Raw genomic sequence first — 16857 nt, forward strand, 5'->3', positions numbered from 1 at the left:
AAAAATTGTATCTTGCGCCCTCTTTTTAGGGAGAATAATTTAGTTGAATATGGGAATAATGAGTTTCTTGCGAAACCGTGCCGGGTATATCCTGGTAGGAGCTATAGGTTTTGCAATTGTTGCATTTTTGGTAGGGGATGTGGTAAGCTATGGAGGATCATTCATGGGTGGTGACCGTACCACTGTTGGTGAAGTTGCCGGTGAGAAGATCAGCTTCGATGAGTTCAAAGCTCAGGTAGATCAGAACGAGGCGAATTTCAAACAGCAAATGGGCCAGGCTACACTGAATCCCCAGATGGCATCTTATGTTCTGGAGAATACATGGAACCAAAAGATTTCTGAGATCTTGTTAAATAAAGAGGTGGAAAGACTTGGTTTGAGTGTTGGAGAGCAGGAACGCGAAGATCTTGTCTCAGGAAAGAACCCTGATCCGCAGATCGTTCAGGCTTTCGGAAATCCTGAAACGGGGCAGCTTGACAGAGCGCAGCTGACTAACTTTCAGAACAACTTGAAAAGCCAGGATCCTAACAGTCCGGTTCGCCAGCAATGGGTAAACTTCTTGTTATCTATACAGCGCAACCGCTTATTCCAGAAATACAATAATCTGGTTAAAAACAGTATTTATGTTACGTCCCTTGAAGCACGTGAAGAATACAGTCAGCGTAACAAGCTTGCAGATTTCAACTACGTTAATCTGGAGTACTCATCAATACCGGATAACCAGGTAAAACTAACTGACGGAGACTATTCTGAGTATTATAACGAGAACAAGAACTTATTTATCAACAAAGAAGAGTCACGCACGATAGAATATGTAGCGTTTGATGCAAGTCCTTCCAAAAGTGATACAGCGGCAGCGCTTCAGGCGATCAATAAGCTTGCTGCTGATTTCAAAGCAACACCGAACGATTCGTTATTTGTAAGCATTAACGCAGATACCAAGATGCCTCTGGCTTATGTGAAGAAGGGCCAGTTGGAGCCTGCACTTGATTCGGTTGTATTTAATGCATCTGTAGGTACGGTTGTAGGGCCGGTATTCACAAACGGGTCTTATAAGCTGGCAAAACTTGTTGATACCCGTATGAGTCCTGATTCTGTTAAGGCAAGTCATATTTTGATCAGCCCGGCTACAGAGGGAAGTCCTGAAAGAGCTAAGGCGAAAGCAGACTCGATATATAACGTTATTAAGAATGGCGGTAATTTTGCTGAGCTTGCTTCGAGATTTGGCAGCGACGCGACTAAAGATAAAGGCGGTGACCTCGGTACCTTCGGAAGAGGGTCTATGATTCCTGCTTTCGAAGAGGCAGTTTTCAACGGAAAACCTGGCGATCTGAAAGTAGTTACTACTCAATATGGAACACATGTTATCCGTATTGACCGGCAGATAGGGTCATCAAGGGTTGCTAAGGTGGCAATCGTTGATAAGGCTGTGATCAGCAGCAGTCAAACGCAATCAACAGCTTTTTCTAAGGCATCAGCATTTCTTTCAGAAGTAAAAGATGCGAAGTCATTTGACGAGGCCGCAAAGAAAGATAAAGTAACTAAGCTATTAGCAGAGAATCTGACGCCTTCACAGGCAAACATTCCAGGCTTTGAAAATCCGCGTGAGCTTGTTCGCTGGGCATTTGAGTCTGAAGAAGGTGATATTTCTGAAAAAGTATTTGAGGTGGGTGACCGTTTCGTTGTAGCAAGAGTTACAGATGTGCGCGAAGTAGGAACGCTTCCATTGGAGAAAGTTAAGGCACAGATAGAGCCTGTGGTACGTAACCGTGTAAAGGCGAAGATGCTGGCTGAAAAGTTAGAGGCTGCTCTTTCAGGAGCGTCATCTATCAATCAGGTTGCATCGAAGGTTGGCCGCCCGGTAACTCCTGTACAGAATATCGTGTTTGCCAATCCGGTTCTTCCAGGTATTGCTCAGGAGAACAAAGTTGTTGGAACTGTATTTGGCCTTCAGCCTAAAAAGCTGTCGAAGGTCATCAGAGGAGAGCAGGGTGTATATGTTGTTCAGGTAAATGGGTTTACCAATCCTGCACCACTGACGAACACCATCAACCAGAAGCAGCAGATGGTACAGGCTTTGGATCAACGTGCCCAGGGCCAGGTGTTAGAAGTACTGCGCGACCTGGCAAAGGTTAAAGATTACCGATTAAGGTTCTTTTAGGTCTTATTCATACATACAAAAAAATCCCGGAGAGTTGTCTTCGGGATTTTTTATTTTATAGCGTTCGCGCTAAAACAATATGTCGTTTTAAGTTTTTACTTTAGACTTATAACAAGTCATCAAACAAACACGACATTTGTTATTCAGAAAATTAAAATGGAAATACAGGAAAATATAGTAAATAGGGTTGCATTAAGTGGGTTGATCAGCTTCGATCCTGCAGTACTGTATTTGGAAGGCGAGCGTGTCATATACGATATAAAAGAGAATCTCTTTCATGGCCTCCTTTTGCGGGAAAAGGATTTCAGGGAATTTATAAAACTGCATGACTGGAGCCAGTATAAGGGTAAACATATTGCATTGACATGTTCTTCGGATGCAATTGTGCCTACCTGGGCGTATATGCTTTTGGCGAATAAAATGGAGCCATATGCATCTACAGTGGTTTTTGGTTCTTTAGAAACGCTTGAAACGGTTCTGTTTGACCGGGCTGTTCAGGCCATTGATATGGAACAATACAGGGATCAGCGTGTTGTTATTAAAGGCTGCGGTGAGATACCGGTACCGGTATCTGCGTATGCTGAGCTGACCAGAAGACTCAGTGCTGTTGCCAAGAGCATTATGTATGGGGAGCCTTGCTCTACTGTGCCTATTTTTAAGCGTAAAGACTAATTGAATAGCATGAAGAGATTGTTGTTGGTTTTACCACTTGTCTTGTGGATCACGGGGACTTTCTCTCAAAGCCTTGATTATAGAAAAGAGCCGGCGTTCAAGCCGGGAGAGGAACTTAGATACAGGCTTCGTTATGGATTTATCACGGCAGCTGAAGCGACTATAAGCGTTTTGGCAACAGATCTGAAGTTTGATAACCGTTCGGTCTATCATCTGCTTGCACAAGGTCGTACCGCTGCATCGTTTAACTTGTTCTATAAAGTCCGGAACCGGTACGATTCTTATATAGACCAAACCACACTTTTACCCTATCTGTATACTGAAAATATTCGGGAAGCGAACTACCGGAGACAGGATAGGGTTAGGTTCAATCAGCAAACGAAAAAGGTTACGGGAAAGAAGGGTACGTTTAATGGTAAGGATAAAACCTTTGATCTGGTATCGGCATTTTACTTTGCGCGCAGTCTTGATCTTGCCGGGATCAAGGTAGGTACGGTATTTTCTTTACCCTACTTTCTTGATGATGAAGTTTCTGAGCTTAAGGTTACTTATGTTGGCAAGGAACAGGTAAAAACGGCTTTGGGAACCATAAATTGCCTGAAGTTTAATCCATCGATTAAGCCAGGCCGTATCTTTAAGAAGGACAGTAAACTATATCTGTGGATAACGGATGATGGCAACAGGATTCCCGTTAAGGCACAGGTGGAGATCCTTGTTGGCTCGGTTACGCTGGAGCTTACTTCTGCCAAAGGTCTGCGATATTGAGAATAGGCTTTTTTTCTGATCATTTATTCCGACCTTTGCGCTCAAATTCAGAATGATATGTTAGAAGTACAGCAAACCCTGGTGCATGAGGATGTTTTAAGTGAGAATTTTGTTTGTAATCTGGACAAGTGCAAGGGTGCCTGCTGCGTGGAGGGTGATTCCGGAGCTCCTCTGGAGATGTCGGAACTGAAGATTCTGGAGGATATCTATCCGCATGTAAAGCCCTATATGACAGAGGCTGGTATTGCGACGATTGAACGTACCGGTACCTGGGTTAAAGATTTTGAAGGAGACTACACGACTCCATGTGTGGATGATAATAAGGAATGCGCTTATGTGATGTGGGAAAATGGTGTTAGTAAATGTGCTATTGAAAGAGCTTATCTGGACGGTAAGATTCACTGGAAAAAGCCGATATCATGCCATCTCTATCCTATTCGCGTCACGGCATACCCTGAATTCGATGTGTTGAATTACGATCGCTGGCATATTTGTAAGCCGGCTTGCTCTTTTGGAAAGGAATTAAAGATACCTGTATATCGATTCCTGAAGGAGCCGCTTATCCGTAAGTATGGGGAGGAGTGGTACGCTGAGCTTGAGAGGTCTGTAGAAGGCTAAAATTCCAGCGACATCTGACGAGGCCGGCCCCATGCCCTGCCTCCAACTTTCATTATTTCGTAAGCGTGATGGAACCAGTCTGTCATGCTAATATGGTACAGTTTTTAGAGAATATCCTATATAAAAGAGCTGTAAACCTCCTGTATATTTGGTTTGAAACCAGTGTGATAAACCAATGTAAACGTTTTCACGTAACCATGCCTTAACCGTACTTGCTGCTTTGGTAGCAGAGCCCAATTATATATAACTAAACACTTAGCGGTGCGAACAATCGCTTGTTTCCCAAAATGCTAACTTTTAACTAACCATGTAAATATGAAAGAAAATTTACACAACCAACATCAGCTGAAAAAAGCGACGAAAGTTGCCTTTATTCATTTATTAACAGCACTTACCTTAGGTGCTGCCTCCGATGTAGTGGCCGCTAGTCCCGCAGAGCTCGTCAGGAACCGGAGCTCGCTCGCCGCCTCGCGGATAAATGTTACCGGAACAGTCAGAGATTCGAAGGGAGAACCTTTGCCCGGGGTGACCGTGAGGGTCAAAGGATCCGGAACAGCGACGAGCACAGACGTAAACGGCGTCTACCGGATAAACTTACCAGTTGGTAATGAAACGCTGATCTTCAGTTTTCTCGGATTCAAAACCACTGAGGTCGCAGTTCAGGGGAAAGTTACACTGGATATAACACTTCAGGACGAAACGTCTTACCTTGATGAGGTGATCGTGCAGGGGTATGGTGAGAGGAAGCGGTCAGAGATCGTAGGTTCAGTAGCTACCATTTCGGGTGAGGAGTTGCAGGACATACCTGCGCCTAATATTGCTGCAGCATTGAGGGGGCGGATAGCAGGGGTTAGTGTAGGTCAGGTTTCGGGAAAGCCGGGTGCGTCGATTGACTTAAATATCAGGAATTCTTCCACTAGTCAGCAGGGTAATACAATAGGCGCGACCTCAGAGCCGCTTTATATCATTGACGGTATAACGGTAACAAGCGAAACGTTCGACAACCTGGATGCTTCCATGATTGAAAACCTCACCATTTTGAAGGATGCGTCTGCCGCAATTTATGGAGCTGCGGGTGCCAAGGGCGTCGTCCTTGTTACCACCAAAAGGGGAAAGCAAGGGAAGCCTAGCGTTACTTATAACGGCTATCTGGGAGTTTCCGATGCTGCGACAACACCTGATATGCTTTCTCCATATGAGCACGCCTTACTTCTGAACGAAGGAAATGTTATCGGGAACAAGCCTGAGACGAATTTTTTTTCAGCACAAGATCTCGAATATCTTAAGACATTAAAGACGAAGAGCTGGTATGATGAACTATGGAGTTCGTCCATAATGCAGAGGCATAATCTCAGTATCTCGGGTGGGAGTGATAAAATAACGTTTTTCGCCGGTGGAAGTTATCAGAACGAGAACGGCAACTACCAGGGATTAAAGGTTGATAAATATACGATGAGGAGCGGTCTGTCTGCGAATATCCTGCCAGGTCTTAAGGCAGATGTCAATTTTAACGTCGATAACACCTCCCGGAAAGGAAATAACGATCTGGGTAAAGAAAATGATGCGGATTTCTTTCGCTCGATCATTACCGTACCGGGATGGGTACCGATCAGTATTGACGGAAAACCGGTTGATTTCGGAACAAATCCTTTAGCGCTATTGAATTCCGGGTACTATGACAACCGGGGAACACAAGGATATAGAATTAACGCAAGTTTAAACTATCAGCCAGAGTTTTTAAAAGGTTTTTCTGCTAAGTTCCAGATATCTCAAGGCGGGACGAGCTCTAACACCAGATTATACAAAGCGCCTTATAACGAGTATGCCTTCAATATGACGGGTAATAATGGAAAGTTCTTCACCAATGAGCTGGCAACGGATAGAGATAGTGTGGTATCAGTGGTGAATATGAACAACGCTGAAACCAGAGCGGGTCAAACGAGGGGGAATAGCTATCAGGGCTTTTTAACATTACAGTACGCCAGAACGCTGGGCTTGCATACGTTTGATCTGACTGTCGGGGGCGAGCAAACTGTATCCTATAATGAGGCTCAATCAAATATATGGGTAGGACAACTGGTTCCTGGCACAGAGGATCCATGGGCATTTGACATAAACAAGATTCAGACACCACAGAGAACGGTTACTGAGTCAACAAAGCGTTCATTCTTTGGTCGCTTTAATTATGACATCGATAAAAAGTATTTACTGGAGGCGGTGGGACGACTGGATGCGTCCTCGAATTTTGCGGCCGGAAACAGATGGGGTTTCTCACCCAGTATAGGAGCGGCTTGGGTGATCAGTGCTGAAGACTTTTTTAAGGACAATGTCAAGTTTGTCAATTTTTTTAAGCTGAAGGCAAATTACGGTATCACAGGAGACGACCGCGTAGGCTCGAGACTTTGGCAGGAGCGGTACCTCATCGGTTTAAACGACGGATATTTATTCGGCAGCAACAACAGTATTGGTTTGAATCCCGGGGTGCTTCCTAATCCGTTTATCACATGGGAGAAAAAGGAGACTGTCAATGTGGGTTTAGAGGCTTCTTTATTCAACGGAAAATTCGATGTCGGGGTGGAGGTTTTTCGTAACCGTACTTTTGATGGATTTGACGGTGGTGTGGATAAGTTATATCCTATGTACGCCGGATTCAAGTCTGCTACTGTAAATTATCGGGAGGTGTACAACTGGGGATCGGAGTTTAGCCTGGGTTATAGGACAAATTTCGGGAAAGACCTGCGTTTATCAGCCAACATGAACTTCAGCTTTGGCAATTCAGTGGTTTATCGTGAACTGTACAATCCGAATGAGCTTTCCATCATCATTGGCGAGGATATCATCACTACAGGATTAAATCCCAGATTATACACCAGCAGTAACATAGGTCTGATATCCACCGGTATGTTGCGGACGCAGGAAGAGGTTGATGCGTTTCTTCTGCAAAATCCGAACTATAACTTCAAAGGGGCTATCCCAGAGCCGGGATGGCTGACTTATGAGGATATGAATAAAGATGGAATCATCGATGAATCGGATATGGTTCCGATGTTTAATCGCACGAATCCGTTTTTGAGCACAGGTATCTCGTTGAACTTAGCTTATAGAGATTTAAGTCTGACTACAAATATCGCTGCAAGATTTGGAGGGAAGGTGTTTTATGACAGCAGGGCAAGAGAGGACGCGACACTGGATGAAAATGTTTTGACCATATGGCGTGACCGGTGGACTCCCGAGAATCCGATGCAGGGAAAAATGCCACGGTACGATGACCCTTCGATAGGTGTGAACTCAACGTTCTGGGCCGTGGACGGAACGATGATCAGGGTCAATAATATGACATTAAGTTACAAGGTTCCGTCCAGAATTGCGGGGCGATTAGGGCTCGGAAATGCACGCATACTGGCGACTGGAAACAATCTCTGGACAATTGTAAACCCTTTGAAATACAAGGATCCGTATACCTCCAGTGCCTTTGACTATCCCACTATCAGGACCATATCCCTGGGCTTAAGTGTTAACTTTTAATTGATTAATTGTGATGATTAAGACGTATAAATATAAAACTATAATGAAAAGATCTTTGGTAGTTTTGATGATAGCTACCTTCTTTTCGGCATGCATTAATAAGGACGATTTCTTTGAATTGGAAGACAGGGGAGGAATCGATGCGGCTATCTGGAGTACAGAAGGAGCCGTTGAAATGCATTTGCGGGAGACTTATGACATGTCGGTTCCCCGGTTCCCTTTTCAGGATACTTACGATCGTTACCCCATCCACCTGGCGAGCGACGAAAATTACTTTTCAGGAAATGATCAATGGGCAAAGGCAGCACTCGGACTACAGGGTGTTCTTGCCAATAATGATGTGCGGTTTGTCGGGAATAAATATCAGGGAAACAACTTTGGTGACAACCGATATTTTGATATAGCGCGAACTAATAATGCGATAACTTACATACCACAGGGTACTCTGCCGGAAGCTGTGAAAACCAAATTCTTAGGACAGTACCATGTGCTGAGGGCGATGAACTACTTTGAGCTGGTCAAGGTTTATGGTGGAGTTCCGTTAGTTCTCGAGCCTCAGACTCCAAGCAGTTTAAATGTAGGCGGACGAGCTAGTGCCAGGGAATGCTTTGATCAGATCGTTAAAGATCTCGAGCTTGGTATGGAGTATCTGAATGGAGCAACCTGGAGTGATGGATCAGGCACAGGCAGGGTCACACGTGAAATCGCAGCGGTTTTAAAGGCTAAAGTTCTCTTATATTGGGCGAGCCCACAGTTTAACCCGCGAAATGATGGAAAACACGCTTACGATGCTGGCAGGTGGAATACAGCTTTGCAGGCGAATAAAGAGGCTTATGATATTTGTGTGGCAGCGGGCCGTAAGCTAATGCCCTCTTATGCGGAAATTTTTAGGGTTGAAGGTGCTAGCAACACCGAAGCGATTCTTATCCGGAGCTACTCCAGCACGTTGGAAAGAAGAGGGCATAATACCGAGAACCGGGTCAGGCCTAAGAGTGAAGGGGGGTCGGCTAACAATGCCTTTATACCTACAACGATCTTGCTGGATTCCTATCCGATGAAAGACGGAAACCCGATTACCAGTACAGATGGTAGCGCGAAGTATCAATACGATCCGGTTATGTTTTGGCAGAATCGTGACCCACGGTTTGAGGCTACATTTGCCTATAATGGCAGTGTATGGGCATTAAGTGGTAAAGCAGGTCGGAAACAGTGGAATTACGAGAGATCAACAGATGCGGATTATGGTATATACAGTAAGAAGTTTGCCACGCCTTCGCTAACGTCAAGTGCCGTAAATTACTCAAATAACTTGGGTGGAAGCGGGATGGACTGGATTGAAATACGTTTCGCCGAGGTGATGTTGAATTACGCGGAATGTCTGAATGAAACGGGAGACCTGGCTCAGGCGAAAAACCTGGTTAGAGAGATTCGTAAAAGAGCCGGAATTGAAGAGGGAAATGCAGGTAATGACTATGGTCTTGCCACCGGAGGTGCCGATATGGCCAGTATGCGGGAACTGATCACGAATGAGCGTATGGTAGAGTTCGCTTTTGAAAATAAGCGAAATGCGGATCTGAGGAGGTTGAGGAAATGGCATACACTGAGCGGAACGATTCAAACCATACGAATAGGATTAAATGCCGATGGTGAAAATGCTCTTAAGGCGATGAAAGATCTTTTGGAGGCTCCGGTTCCGAATTCGACCGCGTTGATGCGCGATACGTTGAATATCAATAACAAGAGTACCTACACCAAGTATTTCCGTAATGGGACGTTAACGCCGAGCAACATCGGCCCGTTCACTATACCGGAGTATCACTACTTCTATACGTTTCATAATGACTTTATGTATTCGAGCGCTCTGCTGCTGCCAACTATTGGCTGGGCAGGCGGGATATTTGACCCATTAGATTAATCAGACAATTAACAATACAAAAATGACAAAACGTAAATTCCAGATAATCGGTCTGATTACCGGGCTGATGTTCACACTAAACGCTTGTAAAAAGGAAGCACCGAACATCTACAATATGTTCAATGATGTTTCTGTAACTTTTCATAATAATCATCCCTTCAGCATAACAGACTTTAAAGAAGTGAATGACGGTGACAGCGTCTACATCGAATATACCATTACCTCGGCAAAGCAGGATATGGCCGCTGTGTGTGTTAAGAGGGAAGGTGTAGAAAGACCTGTACTGCAAATTAACCTTCCTGACGATGCGGATAAACGCTCCTATTCAGGTGTCTTTAAGCTGCAAGCGACTCGTGCCGGCGAAAATAAATACCGCATATATGCATTGAACCAGCAGGCGCAATATATTGGGGACGGATACAAGGCTGTTACATTCAATGTCAGGCCCAATTTTACGCTGATAGCGAACCGTAAGATCTACCTGTCTGACTCGGTTTCCACAGACCAGCCGATATACTATTCGATAAAGCAGGGACAGGCATTTTCATATGCCGCCGGTAAAGATGTCTCCGCCGATCTCGATTTTTCATTTTATCGTACGCCTGCAGCTGCGAATGACAAGAATGCTACCTACGGGCATCTATATCATCTATATTCTTTGAGCGCAAGTCCATTGCCATTCACCGAGTTTGATATTTCGTCCTGGTCCAAAAGAGAAACGCTGTTTAGTAAAGCTTTTAATGACGCGAACGCTTTTCGGGACGAGCTCGTATCTGGTGCGGCTATTCAAAGTATTGCCTCTACGAAGTCGCCTACATTGAAGGCTACAGCTCCTACCTCCGCTGAAACGTTGAAGTTAGGTTCAGTGGTTTATTTCAAAACTCCCGAAGGGAAGCTAGGGGCCATTCATATTAAACAAATAGATTTTGACTACACCAAGAAGCCATTTATTGTGATAAACGTGAAAGTTCAGAACTAATCGCTTCTGCTCAGGTAAAAAATCGCGATGTATACGAAGGGCGGATCGGTTGGTCCGCCTAACTAACACCCCAATACTTGTTAAGAAAACAGATGAAAAAAAAGAGCAAAATACTTTTGAACCTTCTATGTTTATCATTACTGTCGGTTTGTTTTGCGACTGCCCAGGACGGTAAGCGGGAAATATCGGAGTACCGCAAGGTGGCTAACGAGCGTGCCGTAAAGATAATGGGACCTCTGCAGATAGCTGATCAGGTTAAAGCACTTCAGGTGCGTAATTTAATCGCAGATCAGTACAGCAGTTTAAATAAGATCCATAGTGGGAGAGATAAGAAAATTGAGCAGTTAAAAAGGAAAAAGGCATCGGAAGGCAAGATTGCCAACCTGAGGCAGGATGCCGATCGCAAGGTAGATAAGGTGCATGCTTCATTTTTACATTCTCTTTCTTTAGAATTGAACGCACAGCAGATCGATGCTGTCAAGGATGGCATGACCTATAATACGGTACCGCTGACTTATAAAAACTATCTTTTGATGTTGCCGTACCTAAGTGGAGAAGAGCAAAGTAAGATTTGGAATTTCCTCACTGAAGCGCGGGAGCATGCCATGAAAGGTGGATCGTCAAAAGAGAAACATGCCTGGTTTAATAAGTATAAAGGAAAAATTGCTAATTACCTGGCTGCAAATGGTTACGACCTCAAGAATGAAGGTAAAGAATGGGCGGCCAGGCGTGATCTCGACGCGAGTTCTTTGGAAATAGCAGAGTCTAACCGGATCATTAAGGCTTTAGCGCTTAATGATGCCGCAAAGGCAGAGTCTGTCAGAAATTTGATAGCACATCAATATCAGATGATGGAGGCCATACAGCACAATAGGGAGCTGAAAGCAGAAGAGAATAAAAAGCTTGGCAGCAAGAAACTGACTGATGAGGCGGATGAGAAAGTTTGGCATGATTCAAAGGCGAAGCTCGATACGCAACGTTCACTTTACATCGCTAAGTTGTCGGAATTTTTGGGTGAAGAACAAGTCGAGCTTGTCAAAAATGAAATGACAGGCAACGGGTTGCATAAGGAATATACAAAGTTTCAGAGCCTGCTTCCTGACCTTAAAGAAGATCAAAAGCAAAAGGTGTACGGCTATCTGGTGGAAGCGCGGGACAATGCGATGAATGTTTTGACCAGTAGAGAAAGAAATCAGTGGTTCGCGAAGTATCGGGGAAGAGCTAATAATTATCTTTCTTCTCAGGGGTATAATTTAAGACAAGCAACTGAAGAGCTGGAGAAAAGACAGAAGAGAGATTAAAGTGTGGGAGCATATCGTGTTAAGTCACTGCTCCCACACTTGTTACCTTAGATTGTTGTCTTGATATTTAATTCTTTCATTTGGGCATCCGAAATCGTGGATGGTGAATCGATCATGACATCTCTTCCTGAGTTGTTTTTCGGAAAGGCGATGACATCGCGGATAGAATCAAGCCCTGAGAATATAGACACCAGCCGGTCGAAACCAAAGGCTATACCACCATGCGGCGGGGCGCCATATTCAAACGCATCCATTAAAAATCCGAATTGCTTTTGTGCATCCTCTTTGGAAAAACCAAGATGCTTGAACATAAGAGCCTGTAAAGTACGATCATGGATTCGGATGGATCCACCACCTATTTCTGTTCCGTTGATTACAAGGTCGTAAGCGTTCGCTCTGACATCACCGGGATGGGTATCTAAAAGCGAAATGTCTTCAGGCTTGGGAGAAGTGAAAGGGTGGTGCATCGCATGGTAGCGGCCGGACTCTTCGTCCCACTCAAGCAGCGGGAAGTCGATTACCCAAAGAGGTGCGAACTTGCTTTTGTCGCGGAGGCCGAGACGGCTGCCCATTTCCAGGCGCAGTTCGTTTAATTGTTTACGTACTTTATCTTCGCTTCCGCTTAATACGAGAAACAGGTCGCCTGGTTCGCCGTTAAATGCTGAAGACCATGTTTTAAGATCATCCTCGTTGTAGAATTTGTCAACGGAAGATTTAAGTGTGCCGTCTGAATTGAAACGGCAATAGACCATTCCGGTTGCGCCTACCTGAGGCCTTTTTATAAAGTCAGTAAGTTCATCCAACTGTTTGCGGGTATAATGAGCACAGCCTTTAGCGTTTATGCCTACAACCAGCTCGGCTCCGTCAAAAACAGGGAAGCCCTTCCCTTTAGCCACTTCATTAAGTTCCACAAACTGCATTCCGAAGCGGGTATCAGGCTTGTCTGACCCATAGAGACGCATGGCATCTGCATATGACATGCGTGGGAAGTCGCCGATCTCAATACCTTTAATGTTTTTGAACAGGTGAGTGGTTAATCCTTCGAAGAGGTTAAGGATGTCTTCCTGTTCGATAAAGGCCATCTCGCAATCTATCTGGGTAAATTCGGGTTGGCGGTCTGCGCGCAAATCTTCATCGCGGAAACACTTTACGATCTGGAAGTAGCGGTCAAACCCTGAGACCATCAACAATTGTTTGAACGTCTGGGGTGATTGAGGAAGAGCGTAAAATTCTCCCGGGTTCATGCGGCTGGGCACGACAAAGTCTCTGGCCCCTTCAGGAGTGGACTTTATAAGGACCGGTGTTTCTACCTCAAGAAAGTTTTGGTTGTCCAAATACTTTCTGATTTCCTGGGCCATTTTGTGGCGTAGGATCATATTGTTGCGAAGCGGCGCACGTCTCAAATCGAGATACCTGTATTTCATTCTAAGGTCGTCGCCCCCATCGGTTTCGTCTTCGATTAAAAAGGGTGGGAGTTTGGCTGCATTTAATACTTCAAGTGCAGAGACCTTTAGTTCGATTTCGCCTGTCGGTATTTTAGGGTTTTTATTGGAACGCTCGACAACCGTTCCGGTTACCTTAATTACATACTCGCGGGAGATCTCACGCGCCTGAGCACACAAATCTTTATCCTCATCCATATTAAACACCAGCTGCGTAATTCCGTATCTGTCGCGGACATCGATAAATGTCATTCCGCCCAGATCACGAGATTTCTGTACCCATCCGGCCAGGATAACTTCTTTACCTAAATCATTAAGATTTAATTCTCCGCAAGTATTCGTTCTATGCATAAAAGTTTTATTAGACCTGCAAAAGTAAGTACTTCTGAGGGTATGTTTCTATTGTTTTGTTAGATTGTACAGATGTAATTCCACGTGGAACTACTTTATGTCTCCTTCGAAGACGTATTCGGCCGGACCTTCAAGAAAGATGTTGGAAAACTTTTTTCCATCATGATGAAAGCGGATGTTCAGATTGCCTCCGAGTACTTTGATCTTTGTGTAAATGTCACCACTTTGCCCTTTAGCTTTCGCCATAGCCAGAGCAACGGCTGTAACACCTGTTCCGCATGCGAAGGTTTCATCTTCTACCCCGCGTTCATAAGTGCGCACGAAGTAGTGATCGTTCATATCCTCAACAAAATTTACGTTGATTCCTGTGTCTTTATAGGTTTCATTATAGCGGATTGATCTACCCTCAGAATAGACATCCTTACCTGATAGTCCGGCTGTGGTGACTACGTAGTGAGGCGATCCTGTGTCTAAAACCTGGGCTTTTCCGTCGTTGATGATGGATTGCACATCAATCATCTGTAGACTCACCCAGTTGCCTTCTTCTGAAACTTTGGCATAATGCGGGCCGTCTACTGCCAAAAAGTTAGTTTCCGATTTGATGACACCCATATGCTTTGCAAAGGCCACAATGCATCGTCCTCCATTTCCGCACATGCTGGACGGTTTGCCATCTGAATTATAATAGACCATCTCGAAATCGTATCCTTCCCTGGATTGCAGGAACATCATTCCGTCGGCTCCTACACCGAATCGTCTGTCGCATATAGACGCTATCCAGGCGGGATTTTCATGGTTTATGGCCTGATCCCTGTTGTCTACAAGTATGAAATCGTTGCCGGCGCCCTGATATTTGTAAAAATGCATCATCGTTGCTGTTGTGGTTCAATTCATTACAAGATTACAAAAATTCGATGAGAAGCATTATCTTAAAACTGTAAGCGTGTTTGGGGTGTTTAACATTTTTTAACACTGCTCATGGCATCGTTCGGTTGCTTTTACCGTTTAAGTGGTATTACATTTGATGATGTAAACACAAGAAATAGATGAATATGAAAAAAATAGGTATAACACTTTTGACTGCCATCTTCGGAGGCGCGGTCGCCATAGGAGGCTATAAGCTTTTTGAAGACAAATCCTTGGGGAAAATGAGCATAGAGGAGAAGCAAAAAGTTTTCTTTACTCATAATCCAAGCAGTGTATCTTCAGCAGGGGATGTTGATTTCGTTCAGGCAGCTGCGGCTGTGACCCCGGGCGTAGTGCATATACAAACGGTATATGGAGGATCTAGTTCCAGATCGCGAGGCGGACAAGGAAGCGGAGATCCTTTTGAGGAAATGTTTCGCGATTTTTTTGGTGGCCCCCGAGGTAACACCCAGAGTCAGCCAAGCAGGGCATCCGGTTCTGGTGTTATTGTAAGTGATGATGGGTATATCGTTACTAATAACCACGTAGTAGAGAATGCAGATAAGATAGAAGTGATACTTACAGATAACCGGTCATTTGAAGCTAAGGTTATCGGACGGGATCCCAATACAGATCTTGCTTTGCTGAAAGTATCAGCCACAGGCTTGCCAGTAGTTAAACTTGGAAATTCGGACAACGTTCAGGTTGGGGAGTGGGTTCTTGCAGTGGGTTATCCGCTGACATTGAATACTACTGTTACAGCTGGTATTGTGAGTGCAAAGGGAAGAAGTATCGGTATACTGAATGAGCAGCAAGCTGAACCTAGAAGAGGTGGAGGTAGTCAGGGACCTGCTGTAAGTTCTGCAATTGAATCATTTATTCAGACTGATGCTGCTATCAACAGAGGTAATAGCGGTGGAGCTCTTGTAAATACGAGGGGTGAGCTAATCGGTATCAACGCCGCGATTGCATCTCAAACAGGCTACTATGCAGGATATGGATTTGCTATTCCGGTAAACCTGGCAAAGAAGATCATGGATGACTTCATCAAATTCGGAGCTGTAAAGCGCGGTTTTGTGGGTGTCACCTTCCAGGAACTTAATGCCAGCATATCGAAGGAACTTGGTTTGAAGGAGATAAGCGGTCTGTTAGTCAACTCCGTTGTAGAAGGTGGCGGTGCAGCTGCTGCGGGTATGAAGAAGGGTGATATCATTACTAAGGTTGATGGTAAGAAGATCATGTCATCTGCAGACCTTCAGGAAAAGGTTGGTCGTCTGCGTCCTGGCGATAAGGTACAGCTGTCGTTTCTGCGTGATGGCAAGGAGCGATCAGTGTCTGTTACGCTTAAGGGAGATGATCAGCTTAATGTTGCGAAGAGCACCCGTTCGGTAACGGAAATTTATAATACACTGGGTGCAAGCTTTAGTCCGGTTACAGCCGCACAAAAGAAGCAGTATAATATAAATGGAGGCTTAGTTGTGACGGATTCTCGTCGTGGCGGTTTGTTTAATAGTTACGGAATCGAAAGAGGAACCATTATTACCAGTATCAATGAGAAGCCGATCAATAAGATTGATGACATTGACGGAGCGTTAGCGGCAAGCAAGAATAATATGTTGCGGATTAACGGAATATCTCCGGATGGTTCGAGGGTGATGATGACGTTCCCTTTAGCTGATTAATATAATTTATATATAATAGATGTCAGAGCCCCCTGTAAACGCAGGGGGTTTTTTGTTGCCTGGCACGTGAGAAAGTTTAATCACCGTATGGAAACTGGGGCTGGGCCTGAGGGGCGGCTGCTATAATGGTAGCAAGCTGGAGACGAGATGTTTTTTTGAAACATTTTTCATTGCATATTGTTGTCTAATGGCTTGATAAACAAAGGGTGAGAAATCACTAAGCTTAAAAGGTTCATTTTTTCACAAATAAAAGCGCAAAAGACTTGCAGGGAATGCAAAAAGTTCCCATCTTTGCAGTCCCAAAACGAACAAGGGAACGCAAAGCGCAAGGCTAAGTGAGAGATTGAAAAGAGGAGAAAAGGGGGTCAAAAAAAAGTTCAACTTTTTTTTGCAGATATTAAAAACCTTCTTACCTTTGCAATCCCAAATCGGGGGAACAAAAACCGAAAGGCGCGACGCCTGGAGGGAATGAAAACAAGATCGTTAAGCAACTGAATCAAAAGGTTGCCCAAACATAAAAGCCGCACCGCGACGGGAAGG

General features: G+C 44.5%; 11 protein-coding genes. 9 read left to right on the plus strand and 2 right to left on the minus strand.

Annotated elements, in window-relative coordinates:
* The first annotated feature begins 58 nt into the window (after nucleotides 1-58).
* The 8 genes from ACKI5J_RS08315 (at nucleotide 59) to ACKI5J_RS08350 (ending at nucleotide 11936) form a co-directional block, all read left to right on the plus strand.
* The gene (locus ACKI5J_RS08315) at nucleotides 59-2161 is read left to right on the plus strand and encodes a SurA N-terminal domain-containing protein (RefSeq protein ID WP_407428413.1); all 2103 of its coding nucleotides are present in this window, start codon (nucleotides 59-61) and stop codon (nucleotides 2159-2161) included.
* Nucleotides 2162-2317: 156 nt separating this feature from the next.
* On the plus strand, nucleotides 2318-2833 hold the full coding sequence (locus ACKI5J_RS08320) for a DUF2480 family protein (RefSeq protein ID WP_407428415.1): 516 nt from the start codon (nucleotides 2318-2320) through the stop codon (nucleotides 2831-2833).
* A gap of 9 nt (nucleotides 2834-2842) precedes the next feature.
* Nucleotides 2843-3598 carry a DUF3108 domain-containing protein gene (locus ACKI5J_RS08325; protein ID WP_407428417.1) on the plus strand — a complete coding sequence of 252 codons (756 nt, stop codon included), beginning with the start codon at nucleotides 2843-2845 and terminating at the stop codon, nucleotides 3596-3598.
* A gap of 57 nt (nucleotides 3599-3655) precedes the next feature.
* Complete coding sequence (locus ACKI5J_RS08330; RefSeq protein ID WP_407428419.1) at nucleotides 3656-4216, plus strand: DUF3109 family protein; 561 nt, start codon at nucleotides 3656-3658, stop codon at nucleotides 4214-4216.
* A 315-nt stretch (nucleotides 4217-4531) separates the two neighbouring features.
* On the plus strand, nucleotides 4532-7741 hold the full coding sequence (locus ACKI5J_RS08335) for a SusC/RagA family TonB-linked outer membrane protein (RefSeq protein WP_407428421.1): 3210 nt from the start codon (nucleotides 4532-4534) through the stop codon (nucleotides 7739-7741).
* Nucleotides 7742-7784: 43 nt separating this feature from the next.
* Entirely contained in the window at nucleotides 7785-9656 is a 1872-nt protein-coding gene (locus ACKI5J_RS08340; RefSeq protein WP_407428423.1) for a RagB/SusD family nutrient uptake outer membrane protein, read from the plus strand.
* A gap of 22 nt (nucleotides 9657-9678) precedes the next feature.
* Nucleotides 9679-10635 carry a hypothetical protein gene (locus tag ACKI5J_RS08345; protein WP_407428425.1) on the plus strand — a complete coding sequence of 319 codons (957 nt, stop codon included), beginning with the start codon at nucleotides 9679-9681 and terminating at the stop codon, nucleotides 10633-10635.
* A 92-nt stretch (nucleotides 10636-10727) separates the two neighbouring features.
* Nucleotides 10728-11936: a DUF3826 domain-containing protein gene (locus ACKI5J_RS08350; protein ID WP_407428427.1), complete on the plus strand. Its 1209-nt coding sequence runs from the start codon at nucleotides 10728-10730 to the stop codon at nucleotides 11934-11936.
* A 47-nt stretch (nucleotides 11937-11983) separates the two neighbouring features.
* On the opposite strand, the gene aspS is transcribed toward ACKI5J_RS08350, so the two are convergent.
* A complete protein-coding gene (gene aspS / locus ACKI5J_RS08355) occupies nucleotides 11984-13729 on the minus strand; it encodes an aspartate--tRNA ligase (RefSeq protein WP_407428429.1) in 1746 nt (581 codons plus the stop codon).
* 90 nt (nucleotides 13730-13819) lie between these two features.
* Entirely contained in the window at nucleotides 13820-14596 is a 777-nt protein-coding gene (gene dapF, locus ACKI5J_RS08360) for a diaminopimelate epimerase (RefSeq protein WP_407428433.1), read from the minus strand.
* Nucleotides 14597-14781: 185 nt separating this feature from the next.
* Here dapF and ACKI5J_RS08365 point away from each other — a divergent pair, with 185 nt between their 5' ends.
* Entirely contained in the window at nucleotides 14782-16317 is a 1536-nt protein-coding gene (locus ACKI5J_RS08365) for a Do family serine endopeptidase (RefSeq protein WP_407428431.1), read from the plus strand.
* Nucleotides 16318-16857: the final 540 nt, after the last annotated feature.

Source organism: Arcticibacter sp. (genome assembly GCF_045629565.1).
Taxonomy (GTDB): domain Bacteria; phylum Bacteroidota; class Bacteroidia; order Sphingobacteriales; family Sphingobacteriaceae; genus Arcticibacter.